Genomic DNA, 25,448 nt, shown 5'->3' with positions numbered 1-25,448 from the left:
CCCAGCGGATTGATGTCGTAGCTCACCAGCAGGTTCTTGGTCTGCTGGTAGTGGTCGAGCATCATCTTGTGGTTTTCACGGCCGACACCGGACTTCTTGTAGCCACCGAAGGCGGCGTGCGCCGGGTACAGGTGGTAGCAGTTGGTCCACACACGGCCGGCCTTGATCCCACGACCCATGCGGTACGCGGTGTTGATGTCGCGGCTCCACACACCGGCGCCCAGACCGAACTCGGTGTCGTTGGCAATCGCCAGGGCTTCGGCTTCGTCCTTGAAGGTGGTCACGCCGATCACCGGGCCGAAGATCTCTTCCTGGAACACGCGCATCTTGTTGTGCCCCTTGAGCAGGGTCGGCTGGATGTAATAGCCGCTGGCCAGGTCGCCTTCGAGCCGCTCGGCAGCACCGCCGGTAAGCACCTGCGCGCCTTCCTGCTGGGCGATCTCCAGGTAGCTCAAGATCTTGTCGAACTGCTGCTGCGAGGCCTGGGCGCCAACCATGGTCTCGGTGTCCAGCGGGTTGCCGCGCTTGATCTGTTTGACCTTCTTCATCACCTCGACCATGAAGGCGTCGTAGATCGACTCCTGCACCAGCGCGCGCGACGGGCAGGTGCAGATCTCGCCCTGGTTGAAGAAACCCAGCACCAGGCCTTCGGCAGCCTTCTCGATGAAGGCCGGCTCGGCGTTCATGATGTCGGCGAAGAAGATGTTCGGCGATTTGCCGCCCAGCTCGACAGTGCTCGGGATGATGTTCTCGGCAGCGCACTTCATGATGTGCGAGCCCACCGGGGTGGAGCCGGTGAAGGCGATCTTGGCGATGCGCGTGCTGGTGGCCAGCGCCTCACCGGCCTCGCGGCCAAAACCCTGGACGATATTGAGCACGCCTGGTGGCAACAGGTCGCCGATGATTTCCACCAGCAGGGTGATCGACAGCGGCGTCTGCTCGGCCGGCTTGAGCACGATGGCGTTGCCGGCAGCCAGCGCCGGAGCCAGCTTCCACGCGGCCATCAGCAGCGGGAAGTTCCACGGGATGATCTGCCCGACTACGCCCAGCGGCTCGTGGAAGTGATAAGCCACGGTGCCGTCGTTGATCTCGGCGGTGCTGCCTTCCTGAGCGCGGATGCAGCCGGCGAAGTAACGGAAGTGGTCGACGGCCAGCGGTACGTCGGCGTTCAGCGTCTCACGCACCGGCTTGCCGTTGTCCCAGGTTTCGGCCACGGCGAGCAGTTCGAGGTTGGCTTCGATGCGGTCGGCGATTTTCAGCAGGATGTGCGAACGCTCCTGCACGCTGGTGCGGCCCCAGGCGTCGGCAGCGGCGTGAGCAGCATCGAGAGCCTTGTCGATGTCGGCGGCGTTGGAGCGGGGGAATTCGCCGATCACCGAGCCATCGACCGGGCTGGTGTTGCTGAAGTACTGGCCGCTGAGCGGGGCGACGAACTCACCTCCGATATAGTTGCCATAGCGTGGTTTGAGGGTGACGAGGGCGCCTGCGGTACCCGGTTTGGCGTAAATCATGATGCTGACCTCTCTTGTTGTCGGAGCCCGCTGCCAGTCTGGGAAGCGAGTCATGGTTCGATCTTAGGAAGCCCCTGAAAACCTCGGTATGCGCCCATGGCACAGATCGTCTCGTCATTTGGTAGTAGAGCGGGCTGGCACGGGCCTTTGGCAGCGAGGTACGAGGCTATGAAAACTAAAGTGTAGAGCCGCTGGCCTAGTCTTGCATTCCCCGATACTAAAATTCGCCCGTGGCATTTACAAGCAGCCAGTAGCGCGCCGACAGAGCCCAGAAACAACGATGGCCGGACAGTGTCCGGCCATCGACTGATGCATCAGCCAATCAGTGCTTGGCCACCAGCTCCTTCGGCAGCTTGAAGGTCCACAGCATGCCGCCCTGGTTCAGGTGCTTGACGCGCTTGGCCACCTCACCGCCCCACAGCGGTACCGCGCCGCCCCAGCCGGACAGAACGGAGACGTACTGCTCGCCGTCCATTTCCCAGGTCACGGGCGAGCCGATCACACCCGAGCCGGTCTGGAATTCCCAGACTTTCTCACCAGTCCTGGCGTTGAACGCCTGCAGGTAGCCTTCCGGGTTGCCGGTGAATACCAGGTTGCCCTTGGTGGTCAGCACCCCGCCCCACAGCGGTGCGTAGTTCTTGTGGCGCCAGACTTCCTTGCCGGTCTTCGGATCGATGGCGCGCAGCACACCGATGTATTCCTCGTTCAGCGGCTTGATGGTGAAGCCGGCCCCTAGGTAGGCGGCGCCCTTCTTGTAGGCGATGTCTTCGTTCCAGATGTCCATGCCCCACTCGTTGGACGGTACGTAGAACAGACCGGTGTCCTGGCTGTAGGCCATGGGCATCCAGTTCTTCGCGCCGAGGAAGGCCGGTGCGGAGAACACGCTCTTGCCCTTTTCCTTCGCGCTCGGCGAGCCAGGGCGGTTGCTGTCGTCGTAGATTGGCCGGCCATTCTTGTCCAGGCCCTTGGCCCAGGTGATCTTGTCGACGAAGGGGAAGCCACGGATGAACTTGCCGTTGGTGCGGTCGAGCACGTAGAAGAAGCCGTTACGGTCGGCGGTGGCCGCCGCCTTGATGGTCTTGCCGCCTTCCTGATAATCGAAGGAGATCAGCTCGTTGACGCCGTCGAAGTCCCAGCCGTCGTGCGGCGTGGTCTGGAAGTGCCACTGGATGCTGCCGTCGTCCGGGTTCAGTGCCAGGCGCGAGGACGAGTAGAGGTTGTCGCCAGGGCGCAGGTGGGAGTTCCACGGCGCCGGGTTGCCGGTACCGAAGAACAGCAGGTTGGTGTCGGCATCGTAGTAGCCGCCGAGCCAGGGCGCGGCGCCACCGGTCTTCCACAGGTCGCCCGGCCAGGTCTTGCCGGCCTCGCCACCACTGATGCCATTCTCGACGGCCTTGCCGTCCTTGTAGACGTAGCCCATGTGACCTTCGACGGTCGGGCGACTCCAGAGCAGCTCACCGTTCTTCGGATCGTAGGCTTCGATCTTGCCAACCACGCCGAACTCACCACCGGAGACGCCAGTGATCAGCTTGCCGTTGACCACCAGCGGCGCCGCGGTGATGGAGTAACCCGCCTTGTGATCGGCGACGTTCTTGCGCCATACCACCTTGCCGGTGTCCTTGTTCAACGCCACCAGCTTGGCATCGAGGGTGCCGAAGATCACCAAATCGTCGTACAGGGCGACGCCCCGGTTGATCACGTCGCAGCAAGGGCGGATATCGTCCGGCAGGCGCGCTTCGTACTGCCACAGCTCGCGCCCGGTGCGCGCATCGACGGCGAACACCCGCGAATAGGAAGCGGTGACGTACATCACACCGTCCTTGATCAGCGGCTGCGCCTGCTGACCACGCTGCTTCTCACCACCGAAGGACATGGTCCAGACGGGGCGCAGTTCCTTGACGTTCTGCTCGTTGAGGATGTTCAGCGGGCTGTAGCGCTGGCCTTGCAGACCGAGGCCATTGGTGACGATCTCGTCGGTGGTGGTGGCGTCCTTGAGAATCTCGGCGTCGGTGACCGCCAGCGCGGCGGCGGACGGCAACAGCATGGCGGCACAGAGTGCGGTGAGGAGGAAAGGCTGGCGAAGACCGGCGTGTTTCATTGCGGCTACCTCTGCGGGTTCATTGTTATTGCCGGGAAATTTTCCCGGTCTGCCGCAAATTCTTGGCTCGCACAGGCCACCCAACAATTGCACCCCCAGCCGATTTTCCTCGTTCCTTGGTAGCAATACCTGCTCCACAAGCCATGATCATGACGATTGCGGCGGCCCCGGCTTTGCCCGACACTTGGCCGCCCGCACATTCTGATCGGAGACGCCCGTGCCCCACCCTCGCCAGGAAATTCTCAACCATCCCGATGCACTGGACTGCACGGTCTATCGCCCGGACGAGCAGGACCCGGATGCCGAAGAGCAGGATCTAGGCGACGGCAAGGTGCTGATCACCGGTGCCTTCGAGCCGCCGCAGGATTGGGATGCGCACCAGCGCGAGGACTATTTCGGCGAAGAAGACCCCACCCACTTCGTCAGCGCCCATATCGAATGCCTGGCCAAGCCAGCCACCCGGGAATTCTTCATGCCCGACAGCGGTGACTACGTGGCCGTGCAGTCCAACCAAGGCGACGTGGTGATGTATTACGTCTACGACCACGAAGAGACCGAGCACGGCCGTCATTACGTGCTGATTCGTGATGACGAAGAGCTCTAGGCACCAGGCTCGCAACGCCGAGCGCTCGTAGCGCAGGTTGTAGGGTGGACTCCGGAGCGCAGCGAACAGTCCACCAACTGCTCCCGGCGTACTACTTCGCGAGTACGCCCTACTCGGCTGGTGCTCTTGTAGGAGCCGGCTTGCCGGCGATAAAGCCCACCGGCCAACACCATCGCCCGCAAGCGGGCTCTTACGGATTGGCATCCACCCGCGCCATGGCCTGGCGCTCGTAGCGTGGGTAGAGGTGGCTGACGCTGCGGATTAGCTCGTAGCGCGACAGGTTGACCTGAGCGAAGCGCTCAGGGATCGGAGCGCGGATCAGTTCGTTCATCTCCGCGCCCTGCTCTGCCCCCTGACGCAGCAAGCCATCGAGCCAGCCCAGGTAATCACGCATCTGCACGAACGGCGCCGCATCCGTGGTTACCGGCCCATGGCCGGGCACGATCTGCTTCCATGGCATTGCTTCGAGCCGATCCAGATCGGCCAGCCACACGTCCAGCCCCGGACTGTTCGGCGTGGTCAGCGCACGCTGATAGAACAGGATATCGCCGGCGAACAGCACGCCCGTACGCTCATCCAGAATTGCCAGGTCGGCGCCGGTATGCCCTCTTAGCGCAAGCAGTTGCAGGCGCCTGCCGCCAAATTCCAGCGTGCCTTCCTGCACCACCTCGGTGGGCAACACCACTTCGGTGCCGCGCATCCAGTCGCCGACCAGGCGATACATGTTCTCCGCCATGGCGTCGCCCTGTTCGGCCAGCAACCGAGTGGTCTCAGGCAATGCCGCGATGGGCACCCCGGCGAAAGCCTGGTTGCCCAGCACATGATCGGGGTGATGGTGAGTCAGCAACACGCGCAGCACCGGTTTGCCGGTGGTTTTCTCGATGCTCTGGCGCAGCGCCTCGCCATAACGCCGCGACGGACCGGTGTCGATCACCACCACGCCGTCCGCGGTTTCGATGAAACCGACGTTGACGATATTACCGCCATTGTCCACCGCAAAATTGTCGGTACTGCCCTCCAGCAACCAGACGCCCTCGGCGATCTGTCGGGGTTGCAGGTGGTAATCGAGCGCCTGCGCAAACCCGCTACCGAGAGCCAGCAGAAACAGTATCCAGCGCATGCTTTTCTCCTCGAAATCTGCCTGAGCCGCGAGCTTCGCCCCGAGGCGGGGCTCCTACAGACAGGGCGAACATTGTTGCTTCTTGTAGGAGCCGCGCCCCGCGGCGAATGAAAACACGGTCAGAACGCGGCCCGGAATTCGTTGCCGTTGTTGTCGCGCAACCACAGCTCGGCCTGCCGGTCGCCGCGCAGGTCGAAGGTCAGCGTCGGGTTCTCGCTGACAGCGGGGAACAACTCGATACGCCCCAGCACCTGGCCATCGGCATCGCGCAGCTCAGCTTCTTCGATGTAAAACTCGGGGATGCCGCCGACCAGACCGTTGTCCATCGGGTGCGAAACCTGCAGGCGCAGGCGGCTGTCCTCACCACGTACGAAGCGCTTGCCCAGCACTTGCCCCAGGCGTTCCTCCCAGCCAGCCTCGGCACGTACCACGCTGGGCGCGGTACAGCCGCCACCTGCTGCTTCGACGCGAGCCGAGCCGATATGCCAGACGCCATCGTCGGTGAGCACCGCCGCGCGAATCGGCGTGGCCTGCTCGACGCGGATGCGGATGGCCAGGCTAGGTTCGAGCTGCGCGCCGGGAGCAAAATCGAAGATCTGCGGGATGGGGTTGAGCTCGGCCCAAGCCAGAATGCGCTTGACCTTGCCACGGTAGGCGCTGGCGTTGATCTGGATCGGCACCTGGCGCGCATCCTCGGCGAATGGCGGCACCTCGAGGCGAATCTTGTCGTCGAAGACGAAGGCCTCACCGTTGAGCAGGCGCTGGTGGTAGTAGTCCCACATCACCGAGGTGACCGGATCGGGCGCGGCGGCCCTTGCTTCCCAGGCCCAGGCAAACAGGGCCAGCAATATCAGGCTACGCCAATCCATCGCCCACCTCCGGCTCGACTCTTATTGGTATTGTTCCGGCTTCTCAAAGCGCAGCCCGTAGCGCGCGTACAGGCGTTCGAGCGAGCCGTCGAGAATCAGGTTTTCCAGCTGTTCTTCCAGGGCATAGGCCAGTTGCCGATTGGTTTCGTGCACCGCCATGCCGATTTCCCAGATCTGCCGGCCCATGTCCGGATAGGCGTTCTCGGCCAGCGCCAGCTGCGGGTCATTGGCCTCGTGCAGCAGCCAGTCCACCTCGCCACGCAGCGCCATCACCGCATCCACTTCACCACCCTGCATGGCCGCAAAAGCCAGCTTCGGCGTTGGGTAATGGCGGGTTTCCTGGCTGAGCATGCCGCCCTGCACCGAACTCAGGTAGAACGAGGGCACACTCTCGACTTCCACGCCCACTGGATGCTGGCGCAAGGCATGAATGCTCGGCACCTCGGGCAGACGCCGACGATCGAACGCCAGTTGCCAGCGCTCGCGCTGATAGGGGCCGAACATCACCACGCGTTCGTTGACCAGCTCGCCCAGCTCATTGCGCATCTGCGCGTAGTCGCGGTCGTATGGCACGCGCAACATCACATCGGCCAACTTCCCCTGCGCGGTCACCCGGCCACGCCAGATGTAGTCGCGTAGGTCATCGTCGAGTTTTTCGCCTGGCGGCGCCCACATCACTTCCAGCTTGAGCCCAAGCCCTTCTGCCAGCGCCTTGGCCAGCTCGTAGTCGACGCCACGCGGCTGACCGTCCTGCTCGTAACTGTAGGGCGGGAAGTTCTGGTACAGCGCCACGCGCAGGGTGCCCGACTCGGTGATGCGGTCGAAGTCGCGCACCTGCGCCTGGGCCGTACCCTGGCACAGCAGCAGGCCACACAAGAGGATCAACAGGCGCATGACGCGAGCGCTTATGAAGAAATTGTCGCGAGCGATGGCAGGTCGCGCTGGGCCTGCGCGTAGCAAGCGGAATGTATTGAAATACATGAGCATTGCGAGCACCGCCGAAACGCGAGATGCCGAGCGCAGCAGATTTATCATCAAGCGCTTACTCCTCGACGTGCACGCTCTCCAGGTAGCTACGCACAGCCCACAATGCTTCCTGGCTAAGGAAGTCGGCCATCTTCGGCATGTACACGCGGCCATCGCGCACCGCACCGTTGATCACCCGTTCCTTGTACCACTCGTCACCCATGGCACCCAGCTCGAGCAGGCGCAGGTCCGGGGCGATACCGCCGGACTTGGCTTCCAGGCCGTGGCAGGCGGCGCAGTTCTGGTTGTAGGCCGACGCGCCGATCTCGATGGCGCGTGGGTTGTCGCGATAGGGGTTCTCGTCCAGCCATTGATCACCCAGCGGTTCCAGGCCATCGGTGTTCACCGCCTGCGGTACCACATCACCGTGCGCCCAGAGGTTGGTCGATGCGGCGAGCAACAGCAGCGCCAGGGTGGATTGGATCTTCTTGTTCATGGCTAGGACCTCATCTAATGCACGCAATACAGCCCATACAGAGCTCGTGGCGACCATCTTAGAAAGGCCGTGCAACGCGCCGAATGCTGCTTTGGTGGTCGCGTTCTAGTCCCTTGGTAGTAGGGCTTGTGAGGGGGTGTTGGCGATGCCTTGGCAGCAAGGCCAAGTCATGCCCCGGCCGGGAAATCCTCCCGGTAAAGGCGGGAGTTTTTCCGTAGGCGCGAAGGTGGCCGGGTACCACCATCGACTTGCCACTGCGGCGATCACTTTCTTCAACGGGAAGCACAACCATGACAACAAGAAACCTACCCAGCACCCCGCGTCCCCTGGCGCTTGCCCTGATGCTGGCCGGCGGCCTGGCGCTTAGCCAGGGCGCGCTCGCCAAGCCGGTCACCTGGGAAGACATTGCCAACGACCACACCACCACCAGCAACGTGCTGCAGTACGGCATGGGTACCAACGCCCAGCGCTGGAGCCCGCTGGCTCAGGTGAACGCCGAGAACGTGTTCAAGCTGACTCCGGCGTGGAGCTATTCCTTCGGCGACGAGAAGCAGCGCGGCCAGGAATCGCAGGCCATCATCCACGACGGTGTGGTCTACGTGACCGGCTCCTACTCGCGCGTCTTCGCCCTCGACGCCAAGACCGGCAAGCGCCTGTGGACCTACAGCCACCGCCTTCCCGACGACATCCGCCCATGCTGCGACGTGGTCAACCGCGGCGCCGCCATCTATGGCGACAAGATCTACTTCGGCACCCTCGATGCCCGCGTCGTGGCGCTGAACAAGGACACCGGCAAGGTGGTGTGGAACAAGAAATTCGGTGATCACTCCGCCGGCTACACCATGACCGGCGCGCCGACCATCGTGAAGGATGGCAAGACCGGCAAGGTGCTGGTCATCCACGGCAGCTCAGGCGATGAATTCGGCGTGGTCGGCAAGCTGTTCGCCCGCGATCCGGAGACTGGCGAAGAAGTCTGGATGCGTCCGTTCGTCGAAGGCCACATGGGCCGCCTGAATGGCAAGGAAAGTACCCCGACCGGCGACGTCAAAGCACCGAGCTGGCCGGATGATCCCAACCACCCGACCGGCAAGAAGGAAGCCTGGAGCCAGGGCGGTGGTGCGCCGTGGCAGAGCGCCAGCTTCGATGCCGAGACCAACACCATCATCATCGGCGCCGGCAACCCGGCGCCGTGGAACGGCTGGGCGCGGACCAGCGATGGCGGCGACCCCAAGGACTACGACAGCCTGTACACCTCCGGCCAGGTCGGCGTCGACCCCACCACCGGTGAAGTGAAGTGGTTCTACCAGCACACCCCGAACGACGCCTGGGACTTCTCCGGCAACAACGAGCTGGTGCTGTTCGACTACAAGGACAAGGACGGCAAGGTCACCAAGGCTACCGCCCACGCCGACCGCAACGGCTTCTTCTACGTGGTCGACCGCAGCAACGGCAAACTGAAAAATGCCTTCCCCTTCGTCGACAAGATCACCTGGGCCAGCCACATCGACCTGGAAACCGGTCGCCCGGTAGAGAATCCGGGGCAACGCCCGCCGAAGCCCAAGCCCGGTGAAAGCAAGGGTGAAGTGGTCGAAGTCTCCCCGCCGTTCCTCGGCGGCAAGAACTGGAACCCGATGGCCTACAGCCAGGACACTGGCCTGTTCTACGTCCCGGCCAACCACTGGAAGGAGGACTACTGGGCCGAGGAAGCCACCTACAAAAAAGGCTCCGCCTACCTGGGCATGGGCTTTCGCATCAAGCGTCTGTTCGACGATCACGTCGGCATCCTGCGCGCGATGAACCCGACCACCGGCAAGGTCGCCTGGGAGCACAAGGAGCGCCTGCCGCTATGGGCCGGCGTACTGGCCACCAAAGGCAACCTGGTATTCACCGGCACCGGCGACGGCTACTTCAAGGCCTTCGACGCCAAGAACGGTAAGGAGCTGTGGAAGTTCCAGGTCGGCACCGGAATCATCTCCCCGCCCGTCACCTGGGAACAGGACGGTGAGCAGTACATCGGCGTAACTGCCGGCTACGGCGGCGCCGTGCCGCTGTGGGGCGGCGACATGGCCGAGCTGACCAAACCGGTTGCCCAGGGCGGTTCCTTCTGGGTGTTCAAACTGCCGAGCTGGGACAAAGCCAGCGCCCAACGCTAAAGGCTGAACGCATGGCGCACCTGGTGCGCCATGCATGCTACCTGTGGGAGGGGCTTTAGCCGCGACTGCCTCACCCACCATCCCATTCGAGGACTCGCCATGAACTACCTGCCCCTGCTTATCCCGGTCCTGCTGCTGGTAATCGGCAGCCACGCCATCGGCGCCGAGACCGACAACGACGGAGTACCGCAGATCAACGGCTGCCGCATCGAACCCGACAGCCAATGCCCCAACGCCAACCTGCGCGGCGCCGACCTGCGCAACCTGGACATGCGCCGCATGAATCTTTCCGGCGCCGATCTTTCCGGCGCGGATCTGCGCCACGTCAACCTTGACCTGGCCAACCTGGAAAAGGCCAAGCTGCGCGGCGCCAAACTCAACCGCGCCAGCCTGCAACAGAGCAACCTGCGCCTGGCCGACCTGTCCGGCGCCAGCCTGGTGGCCATCAGCGGCTGGGGCCTGTTCGCCCAGGCCGCGCAGTTCGAAGGCGCCGACATGCGCGCCGCCAATCTGGAGTTCGCCCGCCTCTCCGGCGCCAAGCTGCACAACGTCCAACTGCAGGCGGCCAATCTGGAAATGACCTGGCTGAGCAAGGCCGATCTGAAAGGTGCGCATCTGCAAGACGCCAACCTGCAGGAAGTGAAGCTCGGCGGCTCCAACCTGGAGAATGCCAACCTCACCGGTGCCCGCACCCGCTTCGGCAACTTCCAGGACGCCAACATGCCCGGCTGCGTGCAATGCCCCAAGGGCTGGGACTGATCCCCGCCCGCACCCCCCAAAAAAACATCGTAGGGCGGGCCGGGCGGCGATCCGCTTCAGCCCACCAACGAAGCGCACAGCCAACACCAACCCGTCGTTTACCCCGTAGGAGCGGCTGGCAGCATTTCGTTTCAGCCGCGAAGCGCTCATGAACATCGCGGCTGAAGCCACTCCTACGGTCTGCGGCCGAACGCTGATTTGCGTAGGAGCGGCTTCAGCCGCGAACCCACCCTGAATCAAGCACTCTCCAACCCCACCCGCACCACCCCACTATCAATCGCCAAATGCACCAACTCCGCCTGCGAGCTGATCTGCAATTTGTTCTTTACCAAAGTCTGATAATTGGACAGGGTCTTGGCGCTGATGCATAGCTTCTCGGCGATCTGCCGGGGCGGCAGGCCACGGGCGAGCATGACGAAGATTTCGAATTCGCGCTGGGTCAGTTCGCGCAGGCGCGGGTCGAGGCCGTCGCTGCTGGTTGGGTTGCAGGCCAGTTGGGTCGCCAACTGCTGCTCGATATAGGCGTGGCCGGCGGCGGTGCGTTTGACCGCCTCCACCAGCACTTCCGGCGAGGAGTTCTTGGTCAGGTAGCCGATGGCGCCGGCGTCCAGCGCCTGGCGCACCAGGGGCAGTTCGTCGTGCATGCTGAAGAACAACACGCGTAGTTGCGGCAGGCGCTGGCGCAGACGGCGGGTGGTTTCCAGACCGCTGATTCCGGGTAGGCCGATATCCATGATCACCAGGTTGGGAATCTCTTCCTGCACTCGCTGCAGAGCCTGTTCGCCATCACAAGCCTCGCGCAGTTGCACCTCGGGCAACAGGGCGCGCAGCAGGCTGGCGTAGCCCTGACGCACCACGGCGTGGTCATCTACCAGTAGAACCTTCATCGCGTTGCCTCCAGAGGAATGTTCAGGCACAGCGCCCAGCCGGCTTGCGGGCGGCTGTGCAGGCGCAGTTCGCCACCTAGGCTGCGGCTGCGTTCACGCATCGAGCGCAGGCCGATGCCGGGGCGCAGCGGCAGTGCAGTACCCTGGCCGTTGTCGCGCACCAGCAGGCGCAAGCCATGACCACGGCGTTGCAGGCGAATGCGTACTTCGCTGGCCTCGGCATGGCGGGCGACGTTGGTCAGCGCCTCCTGCACCAGGCGATAGAGGTGGGCCTTGCTCGCCAGCGGCAGGCTCGGCAGGTGCTCGCCCAGTTGCAGGCGGCAGCGAATGCCTTGCGCCTGCTGCCAGTCGGCTGCCAGTTGCTGCAGCGCCGGGCCCAGCTCCAGGCGCTCCAGCACCACCGGGTAGAGGTCGCGAATCAGGCTGCGAAAGCCCTGCTGCAGGCGCTCGCAGTTGTCGTCGAGCAGGCGCGCGGTGTCCTGCACCTGCTGCGGCCGGTCAGCAATCACCTTGAGCAGGCAGGCCTGGGCGCGAATGCCGCTAAGGTATTGGCCGAGGTCGTCATGCAGGGTCTGACCGAGGCGCGTGCGCTCGCGCTCCTGCAGTTCCAGCAACGCCTGGGTCAGCTCGGCGTTGTCCGCCTGCACCTGCTGCAGGGTGGTGGTCATGGCGTTGAAGTGGCCGGCCAGGCGCTGCGCCTCGGCCAGACCGTGGTGGTGCAGGCGGGTGTCGAAGTGGCCGGCGCCGACCTGGCTCAGGGCGGCCAGCAGCTCGTCGAGCACGCGCAGGCCGCGGCGCACGGCGAAGCGGATGGTCAACAGGCTCAGGACCAGGGCGAAGCCGCTGAGCAGCAGCAGTTGCAGCAGCGAATCCTGGATTTCCTCGATCTCATCAAAGGGATCGAGGGCGATGCGCAGTTCGCGGCCATCGTCCAGCGGCCAGGCATCGGCCACCAGTGATGCCGAGCCCAGCAGGCGTTCGGCGATCCAGTGCTCGATGGCACTTTCGGTTTGCTGCTTGGGCTCTTCGCCCGGGCGCAGCCAGCTCACGCGGATATGCCGCAGGTTCTCGGTCAGCTCCGGACGCAGGCTGCCGGGGTTGCTGCGCGCCACTTCGCCCAGGTACTCGACCACCGCCTCGGCCGCCAGCAACTCGCGGCGCACGTCGTGGCCGGCCTGGCGCAACAGCAGCGCCAGCCCGGCCAGGGTCACCAGCACGAACAGCAGGCTGACGCCGAGGTTGATTCGACCGAGGGCGGTCATCTACTTGACCACGCTACTTGACAACAAAATGGCCGAGCATTCCCTTGCCCTCCAGGCCCTTAGCGTAGAAGCGGTATTTGCCCGGCTTGACCGGCAGGAAGAAGATCTCCGCCTCGCCGGCGTCCTCGAACTCCAGCTCGGTGAGAGTCACCGCCTTGATCTCCACGCCGCCGGCCTCGACCTTGCGCAGGTAGATGGCGGTGGCGAACTCCGGCGCCTGGAAGGCGTATTCCTTCTGCCCGCTGGCGATGATCTTGAGCTGGTAGGCCTGGCCGGTCTGCAGCTGGTACTCGGTCTGCGACATGAAGTAGTCGCTGTCGTCGTTACCCAGCACCAGGTCGGGCAATGCCACCGGGCGGCGGGTCATGTCACCAGCGGCATGCAGTTGATCGACACCGACCAGGCTGATGATCAGCAACAGCGGCAGTAGCAGGGCCTTGAAAATACGCATGGCGTTCACCTGTTCTTGTTATTGGACGTCGCCTGCCATGCTAGGAAGTAAAGGCCCGCACCGGGTTACTACCTTGGTACTGCCCAACTGGTACTTTGGGCAGATTTCCCGCCAGATCCGGGCCCAATGCCCATCGCCTCTGCCCTACCCGCCACCATCGGCCCATCCATCCGCCACCATCGAACTAAATACCGCACGTACCCGGCTTGTTAGCCTGACTCACCGCTTCCACCCTATGGAGTACCACCATGCGTCATCTCGCCTGCCTGCTGCTGGGCACACTGCTGAGTACGCCGCTGAGTGCCGGCGACGACGAACAGACGCGTATCGCCCGCGAGATGATCCAGGTGCTGGATGCCTATGCGGTATACAAGATGGGCGACTTCGACGAGGCCTTCGAGCGCTATCGCCAGCTTGCCGAAGCCGGTAACCGCCAGGGCATGCTCAACCTCGGTAACATGTACGCCGCCGGCCTGGGCACCGCAGCCGACCTCGAGCAGGCGTTGGCCTGGTACCAGCGCGCCGCCGATGCGGGTGACGCCATCGGCATGTACGAGGTGGCCCGCGCCCATGACCTGGGGTTGGGCACCGAGGCCAACCCGGACCAGGCGGTGCAGTGGTATCGACGTGCTGCCGAGCAGGACAACGCCGAAGCGCAGTGGACGCTGGGTGAACGCCTGTACAAGCAAGGCCAGCACAGTGCCGGGCTGAGCTGGATACGGGCCGCGGCCAGGCAGGGAGAACATCCGCAGGCCCAGCAGTTTCTCGCCAGCCGCGAAGGCAGCCGCACAACCATCACCCCGACCGAGCACGAACGCCACGCCGCACTGGCGGCCCTCGCGACGGTCGACCAGGCAGCCCAACGCCAGGATGCCGAGGCACTGGTGACGCTGATCGACGATGACGCGCAGATCCTGGTGCGACTGCCGCACGAGCGTAACTGGCAGCATCTGAGCAAGGCGCAGCTGCGCACGCTCTGGCAACAGACCTTTGCCCAGGCCGACGAGTACAGCTACCAGCGCAATGAACCCGAACTGATAAACGCAGGCGGCACTATCCTGGCCTTCTCGCTGATCCGGGAGAAGCTGAAACGCGGCGACCGGATACAGCAGCTGGAAATTCGCGAAAACGCCCAGTTACGCGTCCGCGACGGCAAGGCCAGCATCCATGGCCTGCGCCTGGATATCCGCCAACAAGGCGAGTGAAGGCCTTCAAGAACGGCCCTGAAGAGCTACGACCTTTGTACTAAGCCGGCGCGACCTTGGGCATATTTCCCGACCTGGCGACGCTTCCTATGCTGGCGACAACCTCTGCAGGAGTCGCCCCATGCACCGGATCAGTTGCCGCCTGTTGTTCTGCCTCGTTGCCACACTCGGCCTGGCGACCAATGCCGCAGCGAACGACTTGCAGATACGCATCGGCTACCTGGGCCACCTACCGCCGCGCGGCCCGCTGCTGTCCAACGTCATCCCCGAACCAACCGATGCCGGCCGTCGTGGCGCCGAGCTGGCGATCGCCGACAGCAACAGCACCGGGCGCTTTCTCAAGCAGAGCTACAGCCTCGAGGCAGTCGAAAGCGAGGATGCGCCGACTCTACTGGCCACGGCCGATAACCTGCATGCGCAAGGCATTCGCCTGTTCGTGGTCAACGCCCCAGCCGATACCCTGCGCCAGCTCAGCCAGCGCCTGCCGGACAGCCTGCTGTTCAATGCCGGCAGCAGCGATGACGGCCTGCGCCGCGAGCAGTGCCTGGGCAACGTGCTGCACACCCTGCCCAGCCGCGCCATGCTGGCCGATGCCCTGGCGCAGTTTCTCGCCGCGCGCAAATGGACGCGCTGGCTGCTGGTGAGCGGCAATACCGAGGACGACCTCGCCTATGCCAATGCGCTCAAGCGCGCCGCCAAGCGCTTCGGTCACAAAATCGTCGCTGAGAAGCCCTGGAGCTTCGACAACGACCAGCGCCGCAGCGCCCAGGCGGAAATGCCGCTGTTCACCCAGGCCAGCGAGTACGACGTGGTGCTGGTGGCCGACGAGCGCGGCGACTTCGGCGAATACCTGCCCTACAACACCTGGTACCCGCGCCCGGTGGCCGGAACCCAGGGCCTGACCCCGACTGCCTGGCACAAGACAGTGGAAACCTTTGGCGCCGCGCAGTTGCAGAAGCGCTTCGAGGAACTAGCCGGCCGCTGGATGAACGACCGCGACTTCGCCGCCTGGATGGCCGTGCGCAGCTTGGCCACGGCCATCACCAAGCGGCGCGCCGCCGAGCCGCAGGGCATTCGCTACCTGCTGCTGAACGAACAACTACCGCTGGACGGCTTCAAGGGCCGCAAGCTGAGTTTCCGCCCGTGGAACGGCGAGCTGCGCCAACCGATTCCGCTGGTGCACCCGCGCGCGCTGGTCAGCACCTCGCCGCAGGACGGTTTTCTCCATCCGAGCAACGAAATGGACAGCCTCGGCTACGACAGGCCTGAGGTGAGCTGTGATCTGGCGGGAATACCTCTGTAGGAGCCGGCTTGCCGGCGATCATCGCAAGGTATCGCCCGCAAGCGGGCTCCTACAGAAAAGCAGAACACTTGTGGGAGGCGCTTCAGCGGCGACTGTCGCGGCTGCGACTGCAGGGATGCAGGAGGTAGAACGAAGCAGGATGCCCGAGTCGAAAGCCCCTCCCACAAAAGCAACGGCTACCAACCACTACAACAAGAGGATCAACCCCATGCGCCTGACCCGTCTCGCCTGTGCCGTCGCCTTCGGCCTGGCCTGTCACTCGGCCTTCGCCGCCACTGCCTACGTGTCCAACGAGAAGGACGACAGCATCAGCGTCATCGACCTCGACAGCCTGGAAGTCACCGCCACTCTCGATGTCGGCATGCGCCCGCGCGGGTTGCTGCTGTCTTCCGACAACAAGCTCTTGTACATCTGCGCCAGCGACTCGGACCGCGTGCAGGTGATGGACCTGGCCACGCGCAAGATCATCAAGGAGCTGCCCTCCGGCGCAGACCCCGAGCAGTTCGCCCTGCATCCCAACGACCGCTGGCTGTATATCTCCAACGAGGACGATGCCCTGGTCACGGTGGTCGATACCCAGAGCGACGAAGTGCTGGCGCAGATCGAAGTCGGCGTGGAGCCCGAAGGCATGGCGGTGAGTCCCGACGGCAAGTGGGCAGTCAACACCAGCGAAACCACCAACATGCTGCACTGGATCGATACCAGCACCAATCAACTGGTGGACAACACCCTGGTCGACCAGCGCCCGCGTCACGTCGAGTTCGACAAGGACGGCAAGCGTCTGTGGGCCTCGGCCGAAATCGGTGGCACGGTGACGGTGCTGGACGTCGACTCGCGCCAGGTGCTCAAGGTGCTCAACTTCGCCATCAAGGGCGTGCACCCGGACAAGGTGCAACCGGTCGGGGTCAAGCTCACCGACGACGGCAAGTACGCCTTCGTCGCCCTCGGCCCGGCCAACCATGTGGCGGTGGTGGATGCCAAGACCTTCGAGATTCTCGACTACCTGCTGGTGGGCCGGCGCGTCTGGCACCTGGCGTTCACCCCGGATCAGAAGCGCCTGCTAACTACCAACGGCGTCAGCGGCGACGTATCGGTGATCGATGTCGATGCCCTCAAGGTGACCAAGTCGATCAAGGTTGGCCGCTATCCCTGGGGCGTGGTGGTGACGCCATGAATGCGCTGGAGGTGAGCGGCGTCGGTTTCGCCTATGGCGCCCGCCAGGCGCTCAACGACCTGGCCTTCGAGCTGGCGCCGGGGCGCTTCGGTGCCCTGCTCGGCCCCAACGGTGCCGGCAAATCCACGCTGATCGCCCTGCTCACCCGCCTGTACGACCTGCAGCAAGGCGATATCCGCATCTTCGGCCACAGCCTGCGCGAGCAGCCGCGCCAGGCGTTGCGCCAGTTGGGTGTGGTGTTCCAGCAGAGCACGCTGGATCTAGACCTGTCCGTGCAGCAGAACCTCGCCTACCACGCCGCGCTGCACGGCATGCCGCGCCGCCAGGCGCAGGCGCGCATCGACGAGGAACTGCTGCGCCAGGATCTCGCCGAGCGCCGTCATGACAAGGTGCGCACGCTCAACGGCGGCCACCGTCGCCGCGTGGAGATCGCCCGCGCCCTGCTCCACCAGCCGCGCCTGCTGCTGCTCGACGAAGCCAGCGCCGGGCTCGACCCGGCCAGCCGCCTGGCGCTGGGCCGACATGTGCGCAATCTGTGTCGCGAGCAGTGCCTGAGCGTGCTGTGGACGACCCACCTGCTGGACGAGATCGAACCCGCCGACGAGCTGCTGATCCTGCATCGCGGCGCGCGCGTGGCCTGGGGCAAGGCCAGCCAGTTCGGCGACGACCTGGTCATCAGCTTCGCCCGTCTGACCGGCGACGAGGCGCTGGGTCGTGGCCATGTACGTGAGGCGCTACGGCCGAACGGTGGGAGGGGCTTTAGCCGCGAGCTCTTCGATATCGTGGATCTCGCGGCTAAAGCCCCTCCCCCCCCCACAGACTCCGCAAAGGAGCCGCAACCATGACCGCCTATTGGGAATGCCTGCGTGGCATCGTCCTGCGCGAATGGCTGCGCTTCGTGTTGCAGCGCTCGCGCTTTCTCAGCGCCCTGGTGCGCCCGCTGCTCTGGTTGCTGGTGTTCGCCGCCGGTTTTCGCGCCGCGCTGGGCATCGCCATCATCGAGCCGTACGACACCTACATCACCTACGACACCTACATCGTGCCGGGCCTGGCCTGCATGATCCTGCTGTTCAACGGCATGCAGGGTTCGCTGTCGATGGTCTACGACCGCGAGATGGGCAGCATGCGCGTGCTGCTCACCAGCCCGCTGCCGCGCGCCTTCCTGCTCGCCGCCAAGCTGCTGGCCACGGCACTGATCTCGCTGCTGCAGGTCTATGCCTTTCTCGCCATCGCCTGGGTGTATGGCGTGCAACCGCCGGCCTGGGGCCTGCTCGCCGCCCTGCCGGCACTGCTGCTGGTGGCATTGCTGCTCAGCGCCCTGGGCTTGCTGCTGTCCAACGGCATTCGGCAGTTGGAGAACTTCGCCGGGGTGATGAATTTCGTCATCTTCCCGATGTTCTTCCTCTCCTCGGCGCTCTACCCGCTGTGGAAAATGCGCGAGTCCAGCGAGTGGCTGTACTGGCTGTGTGCGTTCAACCCCTTCACCCATGCGGTGGAGTTGGTGCGAAATGCGCTGTACCTGCGCCTGCATGTCGAGGCGCTGGCGGTGTGTACCGGCCTGACGCTGGTGCTCACCCTGCTCGCCGTGGCCAGCTTTAACCCGCAACACGCGGCGCTGCGCAAGGCGGGCTGAAACCAGCAATGCACTTGATCGTTGCTCTCGCTCCACGTGGGAATGGCTCTGCGTCCGCTGCCGAATGCAGCCCAAATCCGTAGGGCGGGTGCAACCCGCCAATAGCGCGACGGCGGGTTGCACCCGCCCTACGGACGTCTCAACAGCCCCTCTACTACTTTGGTACTGGTTTCCCTCTCCAACGTAGAATTCCCAAGCCTGCGACCATGGCCTGTAATACCGGCACAACAATAAGTAGAGACCTTGCCATGAAGTACCGTCTGCCCGTGCAAGCAGGCTTGATGCTCGCCTCCCTGCTGCTGGTCTGCGTCGTGCACTCCGAAGAACTGTTCGATGCCGAGGGCTATCGCAGCAGCCAGTACCGCAGCCCGACACCGTCAACGCTTGAAGGTGTCCAGATTCTCGATACTCCTGCTCTGAAAAAACTACTCGACGAACGCCCCGATGTTCAACTGATCGATGTCTATCGTCAGCTGTGGCGCCATGATCGCTTCATCGAAGAAGAGCCCCACGCCAACATCCCCGGCAGTCTGTGGCTACCCAACACCGGCAGCGGCAACCTGGAAACGCTATGGCTGCGCTACTTCACCCACTACCTGAGCCAGGCCAGTAAAGGCGATCTGAACAAGCCTTTGGTTTTCTACTGCCGCCCCGACTGCTGGCCGAGCTGGAATGCCGCGCGCCGCGCCCATGCCATGGGCTATCGCCAGCTCTACTGGTACCGTGATGGCATCGACGCCTGGGAGCAGGCCGGCCTGCCGATGGCGCCTGCTCAACCCGCCGAACTGCCTGCTGCTTTCCTCACGCCCACTGCCACACCATAATCACAACAACGAGGTGCAAGGCCATGTACAAGATTCTGATTGCCGACGACCATCCGCTGTTTCGTGAAGCCATCCATAACGTCATCGCCGACGGTTTTCCCGGCAGCGAGATCATGGAAACCGCTGACCTGGACAGTGCCCTGGAGCTGACCCAAAGCCACGACGACCTGGATCTGATCCTGCTCGACCTGAACATGCCCGGCATGCACGGCCTGGGCGGGCTGATGAACCTGCGTAACGAGGCGCCGACCATCCCGGTGGTGATCGTCTCCGCCGAGCAGGACAAGCAGATCGTGTTGCAGGCCATCACCTACGGCGCAGTGGGTTTCATCACCAAGTCCTCGCCGCGGGCGCAAATGACCGAGGCCATCGCGCAGATTCTCGACGGCAACGTCTACCTGCCCCCGGACATCATCCGCTCACAGAAGAGCGGCGGCCATCGCCACCACCCCGACCACCACAGCATCTCGCCGGAACTGCTGCAGGCCCTGACGCGCAAGCAGCTGCTGGTGCTCGAACGCATGACCAAGGGCGAATCGAACAAGCAGATCGCCTACAGCCTGGATATCGCCGAAACCACGGTCAAAGCGCATGTCTCGGCCATCCTGCGCAAGCTGGGCGTGCACAACCGCGTGCAGGCGATCCTCTCGGCCGGCGATATCGACTTCGCCTCCTACCTGCGCCGTTAGCGTCCGACAGGTTGGCTGTCATTCCCGCGCAGGCGGGAAGCCAGAATTCAAGAAGCACCTGGGCTCCCGCCTTCGCGGGAGTGACGAACGATGCGCAGGCAATTTGTGAAGCAGCCAGCAGGCCCACCATGCGTTATGTCGAGGTCAAGACAGCAGAGCAACAGGCGAGCCACTCGGTGCATCGGATCAGAGGCCGGCTGATGAAGGCTCGAACGCATTAGTCACAGCGACACTACCGTTTCTGAGCAGAATGAAGCCTGGCCATGGGTAGGGTACGCCGCTCCCTACTACTGCTTGAACTCGAACTGCAGCTCAGCGCCTTCGATGGAATCCCAGTAGTCGTCCACTCGCTCATTGCTGATCAGCCGACCGCTGATCTGGAACGGGCTCTGGACTTCGGTTTTCTCACCAAACAGCGGCGGCAGCAAGGGAGAGAAATCCTCGCGGGTTTCACTTTCCAGCGCCTGCTCGAACAGCTCCTGCGGCACGCTCAGATCCAATGCCAATTTCGATTCAGGCTCCACCGGCTTGGGCTGTGGCGCTACAACAGGCTTGGGCTTGGCGACGACGGGCGATTTGGCGGCGGGCACGGGCTTGCTTTCAACCACCTTGGCAGGCGGTGCTGGTTCGACAGGCTCTGGCTTGGCGACCTCGGCAACGGGCGCAGTAGCAGTGACCACTGCCGGCGCTGGCGCGGGCTGCTGTGCAACGGGTTCCGGCTCACGCTCACAGGCGCTCAGCCAACCCAGGCACAGCAATAGAAGAATGGACTTACGCATCATGGGACAAGGGCAGCTCGATCAGTACGCGCCCATGTTCCTCCGCCTGGGCGCGCCTGACAAGCCGACTTACACGACCTTTACCTCGTGCCTCATTCACGCGGCGACTCGGTGGCCAGATGAGCGAGCTCAGCCTCGATATCCAGGTGTGGATAGTCGGCCTTTAGCTGCTCCAGCAACCGCTGCGCCTCCTCCTGCTCACCCGCCTTGCGCAGCTCCAGCAGACGCAGCAGCGCCTCGCGCGGTTCGCTCTGGATCACCAGTTCGGCCATGGGTGCCAGCGCAGCGCCACTGGCCATCGGGGCCTCAGCCATATCGGCAGACGGCGCCTGACGTGCCATGGCCTGGCTTGTCATGCGTTCCTGCGGGGCAGCCACAGGTGCAACCGTCTCCTGCTCTGGCCCACGCTTGGCCGCCATCGGCGCCGGTGCGACGGGGCTCATCGCCACGCTGGGTGGTACAGCATCGAAAGCCTCCGGCGTCTGCTCCAGGGTGTGCCAGGTCAGGCTGACGCCGATGCCGACGCAAGCCAGCCCGGCCACCGCCACCGACCAGCGCTGGCGGCCACTGCCGAACAGCCATTGATGCAGGCGCTGCGCCCAGCCGGATTCAGCCGTGCCGGACTGCTGCGCTTCACAGGCGGCCGCACTGGCCGCCGCCAGGATGCGCGCATCCAGCTCGGCCGAGGGTTCGCCGCTGCCATGGGCACTGAAATGCGCCAGCAGCACCTGCTCGTGATCCAGAGGTTCTCGTTGATCTTTCATGCGGACAACTCCTCGGTGGCCAGCAGCCGGCGCAGCTTCTGCAGGGCATAGCGCAGACGGCTCTTGACCGTCTCGGCCGGCGTGCGGGTCAACTCGGCAATCTCGTTCAATTCCAGGTCGCCATGGGCGCGCAGCAGGAACACTTCGCGCTGATCTTCCGGCAGGTCGGCCAACGCCGCCTGCAGCCGCTCACTGTCGCGACTCAGGCTCCACTGCTGTTCCGGACCGGGTTGCGGATCGGCCTGGGCATGCTGGCCTTCATCGTATTCGTCATGCCCGGCCTGATGGCGGCCCGTCTTGCGCCAGTGGTCGATCAGGCGGTTGCGCGCGATCTGGTACAGCCAGGTCTTGAACAGCACCGACTCGCGCTGCTCACTCTGGCTGCGGATCAGGCTCACCCAGGTTTCCTGGAACACTTCTTCGGCCAGGGCGTGATCGCCGCACAGGCCGAGCAGAAAGCGAAACAGGCCCAGCCGATGGCGCTGGTAGAGCGCGTTGAAGGCCGCGGCATCGCCGCGACGGTAACGCCGCAACAAAGCGGCGTCGTCATCCGTGAGAGGTGCGTTCACTGCTGGGCTCGTACAGGGGTGGAGCCGGAAGTGTGCAGGCTCTGGGCGATTTCGGCCAGCTGGATGAACTCACCGCGCAGGCCGAAGCGATCCTCACCCTTGGCCGAGCGCGCCAGTTCGATGCTCTGCGCCATAGCGAAGTCGCCGGTGTAACGGCCGTCCTTGAGCTGCTGGGCGAATGCGGCTACCGCAGCGGCGAAGCGCAGATCCTCACTGGCGGCGTTCATCGTCTTGGCCTCGTCACGCGCGATGGGGCGTTCCAGCAGTCGACTGCTCATCTCCTCCGGCGTCTTGTAGCGAATCCGCAACCAGGCCAGCTCGCCACTCTTGCTCGCGGGTTGGGCAGTGGCCTGATAACGCAGCGGCTCCAGCCACCCCTTGCTGCCTGTCGGAACGATCTCGTAGAGCGCAGTGACGGTGTGCCCGGCGCCAATATCACCGGCATCGACCTTGTCGCTACTGAAGTCCTCGCGCTTGAGCGCACGGTTGTCGTAGCCCAGCAGGCGGTACTCGCTGACCTCGCTCGGGTTGAATTCCAGTTGCAGTTTCACGTCGCTGGCCAAGGTGGCCAGGGTCGAGCCGAGCTGATCGACCAGCACCTTGCGCGCCTCGCGCAGGTTGTCGATGTAGGCGTAATTGCCGTTACCAGCGTCGGCCAGCTGCTCCATCAGGCGCTCGTTGTAGTTGTCCACGCCAAAACCCAGGGTGGTCAGCGAGACGCCGCTCTTGCGCTTGTCGGCAGCCAGTTGCTTGAGGCTGTCGAAGTCGCTGATGCCGACGTTGAAGTCGCCATCGGTGGTCAGCAGGATGCGATTGATGCCGCCATCGATCAGGTGCTTGCCCGCCTGCTGGTAGGCCAGTTGGATGCCCGACTCCCCGGCCGTCGAACCACCGGCGCTGAGTTGATCGATGGCCGCACGGATCTTCGCCTTGTCGCTACCGGGCGTGGAATCGAGCACCACCTGGCAGTCACCGGCATAGGTGACCAGCGAGACGCGATCCTGCGGGCGCAACTGCTCGACCAGCAATTTCAGGGTGCCCTGCACCATCGGCAGGCCTTCGCGGCGATGCATCGAGCCGGACACATCGACCAGAAACACCAGGTTGGCCGGCGGCAGCTCCTCAACGCTGCGATCCGACGCCTTGATGGCGATGCGCAGCAGGCGCGTTTGCGGATTCCACGGCGTCACCGCCAGTTCAGTGCTGACGCCGAAAGGCGCATCGCCCTGCGGCAACGGGTAGGCGTAGGGAAAGTAGTTGACCAGTTCCTCCAGACGCACGGCGTCCTTCGGTGGCAGTTGCCCGCCGTTGAGGAAGCGCCGCACGTTGGCGTAGCTACCGGTATCGACGTCGATGCTGAAGGTGGATACCGGCGTCTCGGCGACAGCGAACACCGGGTTGTCGGCGTAGGCCTGGTACTGCTCGCGCGACTCGTCACGGTAGCCCGGCGGCACGATATCGGCGATGGGAGACGGTGCGTGTGCCAGGGTCGCCAGACGCTTGTGGCTGGCCTCGGCCGCCGCGGGCGCAACCAGGCGCTCGCGTACGAGCGGTGACGCCGTGGCCGGGCTGGCCTGTACTTCCGGCTCCGGGCCGGAGGCGCTGCAAGCGGCGAGCAGCAGCAAGGCGCTGGCCGAAAAACCGACGGCGAACGGACGAACGAGCAACAAGGAACGAGCAGACATGGTGCACCTCCTGAGCAATGGCACGAGACCTTCGCTCAGGTAGACGCAGCCCTCGATGAAACGGGTTAACCCAGGACGTGCTTTCTCAACCTTCCCAGGAACCGCCCGCCTCCTGGCACAACTGTGTGGCCAGCATCCCAAGGGTCATCAGCGCCCTTTCGGCTTCGCGGTTCCAGGGAATGCCGCAGTTGAGCCGCACGCAATGATTGAACTGCTCGGTGTTGCTGAAGATCAGCCCAGGTGCGATAGAAATACCCTGCTGCAGCGCGCGCACGTGCAGATCCTTGGTATTGACCCGCGCCGGCAGGCTGACCCAGAGGATAAAGCCGCCCTTGGGCCGGGTCATCTGCGTGCCGACCGGAAAGTACTGCTGCACCGCCAGCTGGAAGGCATTGAGGTTCTTGCGGTACTCCTGGCGAATATGCCGCAGATGGCGGTCATAGCCACCGTTCTCCAGATAAGCCGCCACCGCCATCTGGGTGACGCTGCACGCCGAATGAGTGGAAAAGGTCTGCAGCCGCTGGATCTCGTCCTGATACTTACCGGCGACGATCCAGCCGATACGCACACCCGGTGACAGCGTCTTGGAGAAACTCGAGCAATAGATCACCCGGCTGTCGCGATCATGCGACTTCAGTGCCTTGGGCGGCCCCTGTTCGAACATCAGCTCGCCGTAGATATCGTCTTCGACGATCTGGAAATCGTAATCACCGGCCAGGCGCAACAACTGACGCTGACGCTCCTCCGGGATGGTGCCGCCCAGCGGGTTGGACAGCCGCGCAGTCAGCACCATCGCCTTGATCGGCCACTGGTTGGCCGCCAGTTGCAGCGCTTCAAGGCTGATGCCGGTAGTCGGATCGCAGGGAATCTCGATGACCTTGAGCCCTAGCAGGTCGGCCAGTTGCAGCAGGCCGTAATAGGTTGGCGACTCTACCGCGATGAGATCGCCCGGCTTGGTCAGCACACGCAGGCTCATCTGCAGCGCATCGACGCAGCCATGGGTGATCACCACCTCGGACGGATCGACCACCACACCGGCATCACGCATGCGAATCGCCACCTGGCGGCGCAGCGGTTCGAAGCCGGGGCTGAACATGTAGCTGAAAGCGCGCGGGCTGTGAAAACGGGTGACCTTGGCCAGTTGCTGGTGCAACGCTCGCACCGGCAAATAGTCGACATGCGGCACCGCGGCGCCCAGCGGAAATACGCCCTCACGACGCGACTCGGTGAGGACCTGGTTGATGATGCTGGCGCGGGTGACCAGACCTGGTCGCTCGACCTTGGCGATGTCCGGCGTCGGCGCGGTCAGCGCTGGCGTCTGGTGCACGTAGAAGCCGGATTGCGGGCGTGCACGAATCAACCCCTGATCTTCAAGGTTGGCGTAGGCTTGCAACACCGTGGCGTGGCTGACATTGAGCTGAGCGCTCATCTTGCGCACCGAAGGCACGCGCTCGCCAGGCTGGTAGACACCGCGACGAATATCCTCGGCCAACTGCTGGGCGATACGTTGATAGAGCAGCAGATTGGTCATGGCGATATCCTCCGTGGTCACTGGAGCATAACAGTAACCTATTGCTACACAATTGTACCGGCACAGATAGGATCTGTTTTCTCCTTACGCCATTGCTTGCCAACCGTGCACGGCAT

The 25,448-nt window shown here is 63.9% G+C and carries 24 protein-coding genes and 1 pseudogene; 11 read left to right on the top strand and 14 right to left on the bottom strand.

The annotated features are described in order from the left end of the window. Together exaC and DBO86_RS04585 are read right to left on the bottom strand one after the other, a co-directional pair. Nucleotides 1–1,511, bottom strand: a 1,511-nt coding sequence (exaC, locus tag DBO86_RS04590; RefSeq protein ID WP_108233095.1) for an acetaldehyde dehydrogenase ExaC, incomplete at its 3' end; no start/stop codon positions are given. 322 nt (nt 1,512–1,833) lie between these two features. Continuing rightward, nucleotides 1,834–3,609 (bottom strand): methanol/ethanol family PQQ-dependent dehydrogenase, encoded by a 1,776-nt coding sequence (locus tag DBO86_RS04585; RefSeq protein ID WP_108233094.1) that lies wholly within the window; start codon nt 3,607–3,609, stop codon nt 1,834–1,836. A gap of 217 nt (nt 3,610–3,826) precedes the next feature. Here DBO86_RS04585 and DBO86_RS04580 point away from each other — a divergent pair, with 217 nt between their 5' ends. Beyond that, nucleotides 3,827–4,213 carry a hypothetical protein gene (locus tag DBO86_RS04580; protein ID WP_074858991.1) on the top strand — a complete coding sequence of 129 codons (387 nt, stop codon included), beginning with the start codon at nt 3,827–3,829 and terminating at the stop codon, nt 4,211–4,213. A gap of 190 nt (nt 4,214–4,403) precedes the next feature. Here DBO86_RS04580 and DBO86_RS04575 read toward each other — a convergent pair whose 3' ends face one another. From DBO86_RS04575 to pedF, 4 genes are all read right to left on the bottom strand, one after another. Further along, nucleotides 4,404–5,333 (bottom strand): quinoprotein relay system zinc metallohydrolase 1, encoded by a 930-nt coding sequence (locus DBO86_RS04575; protein WP_108233093.1) that lies wholly within the window; start codon nt 5,331–5,333, stop codon nt 4,404–4,406. A 119-nt stretch (nt 5,334–5,452) separates the two neighbouring features. After that, nucleotides 5,453–6,202, bottom strand: a complete 750-nt coding sequence (locus DBO86_RS04570; RefSeq protein WP_108233092.1) for a quinoprotein dehydrogenase-associated SoxYZ-like carrier — start codon at nt 6,200–6,202, stop codon at nt 5,453–5,455. A 21-nt stretch (nt 6,203–6,223) separates the two neighbouring features. Continuing rightward, entirely contained in the window at nt 6,224–7,096 is an 873-nt protein-coding gene (locus tag DBO86_RS04565) for a substrate-binding periplasmic protein (protein WP_108233091.1), read from the bottom strand. Nucleotides 7,097–7,244: 148 nt separating this feature from the next. Next, complete coding sequence (gene pedF, locus DBO86_RS04560; protein WP_003461185.1) at nt 7,245–7,664, bottom strand: cytochrome c-550 PedF; 420 nt, start codon at nt 7,662–7,664, stop codon at nt 7,245–7,247. 290 nt (nt 7,665–7,954) lie between these two features. Between pedF and exaA the strand changes: the two genes are divergently transcribed. Further along, entirely contained in the window at nt 7,955–9,817 is a 1,863-nt protein-coding gene (gene exaA, locus DBO86_RS04555; RefSeq protein WP_084341924.1) for a quinoprotein ethanol dehydrogenase, read from the top strand. Between the two features lie 99 nt (nt 9,818–9,916). Then, nucleotides 9,917–10,576: a pentapeptide repeat-containing protein gene (locus tag DBO86_RS04550; RefSeq protein WP_039964713.1), complete on the top strand. Its 660-nt coding sequence runs from the start codon at nt 9,917–9,919 to the stop codon at nt 10,574–10,576. 236 nt (nt 10,577–10,812) lie between these two features. Here DBO86_RS04550 and DBO86_RS04545 read toward each other — a convergent pair whose 3' ends face one another. From DBO86_RS04545 to DBO86_RS04535, 3 genes are read right to left on the bottom strand one after another with little or no spacing between them, the layout of a single operon-like run. Further along, nucleotides 10,813–11,463, bottom strand: a complete 651-nt coding sequence (locus DBO86_RS04545) for a response regulator transcription factor (RefSeq protein ID WP_108233090.1) — start codon at nt 11,461–11,463, stop codon at nt 10,813–10,815. Continuing rightward, on the bottom strand, nt 11,460–12,725 hold the full coding sequence (locus DBO86_RS04540) for a sensor histidine kinase (protein ID WP_108233089.1): 1,266 nt from the start codon (nt 12,723–12,725) through the stop codon (nt 11,460–11,462). Before DBO86_RS04540 ends, DBO86_RS04545 begins: the two co-directional genes overlap by 4 nt. 13 nt (nt 12,726–12,738) lie before the next feature. Continuing rightward, nucleotides 12,739–13,176: a cupredoxin domain-containing protein gene (locus DBO86_RS04535; protein WP_108233088.1), complete on the bottom strand. Its 438-nt coding sequence runs from the start codon at nt 13,174–13,176 to the stop codon at nt 12,739–12,741. Nucleotides 13,177–13,424: 248 nt separating this feature from the next. On the opposite strand from DBO86_RS04535, the gene DBO86_RS04530 reads away from it, so the two are divergent. The 8 genes and pseudogenes from DBO86_RS04530 to DBO86_RS04495 all read left to right on the top strand — a co-directional run. Then, a complete protein-coding gene (locus DBO86_RS04530; protein ID WP_108233087.1) occupies nt 13,425–14,381 on the top strand; it encodes a tetratricopeptide repeat protein in 957 nt (318 codons plus the stop codon). Nucleotides 14,382–14,502: 121 nt separating this feature from the next. Then, nucleotides 14,503–15,684 carry an ABC transporter substrate-binding protein gene (locus DBO86_RS04525; RefSeq protein ID WP_108233086.1) on the top strand — a complete coding sequence of 394 codons (1,182 nt, stop codon included), beginning with the start codon at nt 14,503–14,505 and terminating at the stop codon, nt 15,682–15,684. A gap of 208 nt (nt 15,685–15,892) precedes the next feature. Beyond that, nucleotides 15,893–16,858, top strand: coding sequence for a YVTN family beta-propeller repeat protein (locus DBO86_RS04520; protein WP_108233085.1), 966 nt, complete (start codon nt 15,893–15,895; stop codon nt 16,856–16,858). Further along, a complete protein-coding gene (locus DBO86_RS04515) occupies nt 16,855–17,703 on the top strand; it encodes an ABC transporter ATP-binding protein (protein ID WP_108233084.1) in 849 nt (282 codons plus the stop codon). Before DBO86_RS04520 ends, DBO86_RS04515 begins: the two co-directional genes overlap by 4 nt. Further along, complete coding sequence (locus DBO86_RS04510) at nt 17,700–18,491, top strand: ABC transporter permease (protein ID WP_003461155.1); 792 nt, start codon at nt 17,700–17,702, stop codon at nt 18,489–18,491. Before DBO86_RS04515 ends, DBO86_RS04510 begins: the two co-directional genes overlap by 4 nt. 248 nt (nt 18,492–18,739) lie before the next feature. Further along, nucleotides 18,740–19,315: a PQQ-dependent catabolism-associated CXXCW motif protein gene (locus DBO86_RS04505; RefSeq protein WP_108233083.1), complete on the top strand. Its 576-nt coding sequence runs from the start codon at nt 18,740–18,742 to the stop codon at nt 19,313–19,315. 23 nt (nt 19,316–19,338) lie between these two features. Continuing rightward, nucleotides 19,339–20,004: a response regulator transcription factor gene (locus DBO86_RS04500; RefSeq protein ID WP_074859020.1), complete on the top strand. Its 666-nt coding sequence runs from the start codon at nt 19,339–19,341 to the stop codon at nt 20,002–20,004. Between the two features lie 86 nt (nt 20,005–20,090). Next, nucleotides 20,091–20,219: pseudogene (locus DBO86_RS04495) on the top strand (IS110 family transposase); the annotation flags it as partial. Between the two features lie 72 nt (nt 20,220–20,291). Here DBO86_RS04495 and DBO86_RS04490 read toward each other — a convergent pair. From DBO86_RS04490 to DBO86_RS04470, 5 genes are all read right to left on the bottom strand, one after another. After that, nucleotides 20,292–20,786: a hypothetical protein gene (locus DBO86_RS04490; protein ID WP_003461147.1), complete on the bottom strand. Its 495-nt coding sequence runs from the start codon at nt 20,784–20,786 to the stop codon at nt 20,292–20,294. Nucleotides 20,787–20,875: 89 nt separating this feature from the next. After that, entirely contained in the window at nt 20,876–21,547 is a 672-nt protein-coding gene (locus tag DBO86_RS04485) for a hypothetical protein (protein WP_108233082.1), read from the bottom strand. Then, nucleotides 21,544–22,116: an RNA polymerase sigma factor gene (locus DBO86_RS04480; RefSeq protein WP_108233081.1), complete on the bottom strand. Its 573-nt coding sequence runs from the start codon at nt 22,114–22,116 to the stop codon at nt 21,544–21,546. Before DBO86_RS04480 ends, DBO86_RS04485 begins: the two co-directional genes overlap by 4 nt. Beyond that, the gene (locus tag DBO86_RS04475; RefSeq protein WP_108233080.1) at nt 22,113–23,801 is read right to left on the bottom strand and encodes a vWA domain-containing protein; all 1,689 of its coding nucleotides are present in this window, start codon (nt 23,799–23,801) and stop codon (nt 22,113–22,115) included. The genes DBO86_RS04480 and DBO86_RS04475 overlap by 4 nt, the downstream gene beginning before the upstream one ends. 85 nt (nt 23,802–23,886) lie before the next feature. Then, nucleotides 23,887–25,332, bottom strand: coding sequence for an aminotransferase-like domain-containing protein (locus tag DBO86_RS04470; RefSeq protein WP_104727841.1), 1,446 nt, complete (start codon nt 25,330–25,332; stop codon nt 23,887–23,889). Nucleotides 25,333–25,448: the final 116 nt, after the last annotated feature.

It is taken from the genome of Ectopseudomonas oleovorans, assembly GCF_003052605.1.
Lineage (GTDB): Bacteria > Pseudomonadota > Gammaproteobacteria > Pseudomonadales > Pseudomonadaceae > Aquipseudomonas > Aquipseudomonas oleovorans_A.
Note: the sequence above shows the minus strand (reverse complement) of the source record. Positions and strands in the feature narration are given on the sequence as shown.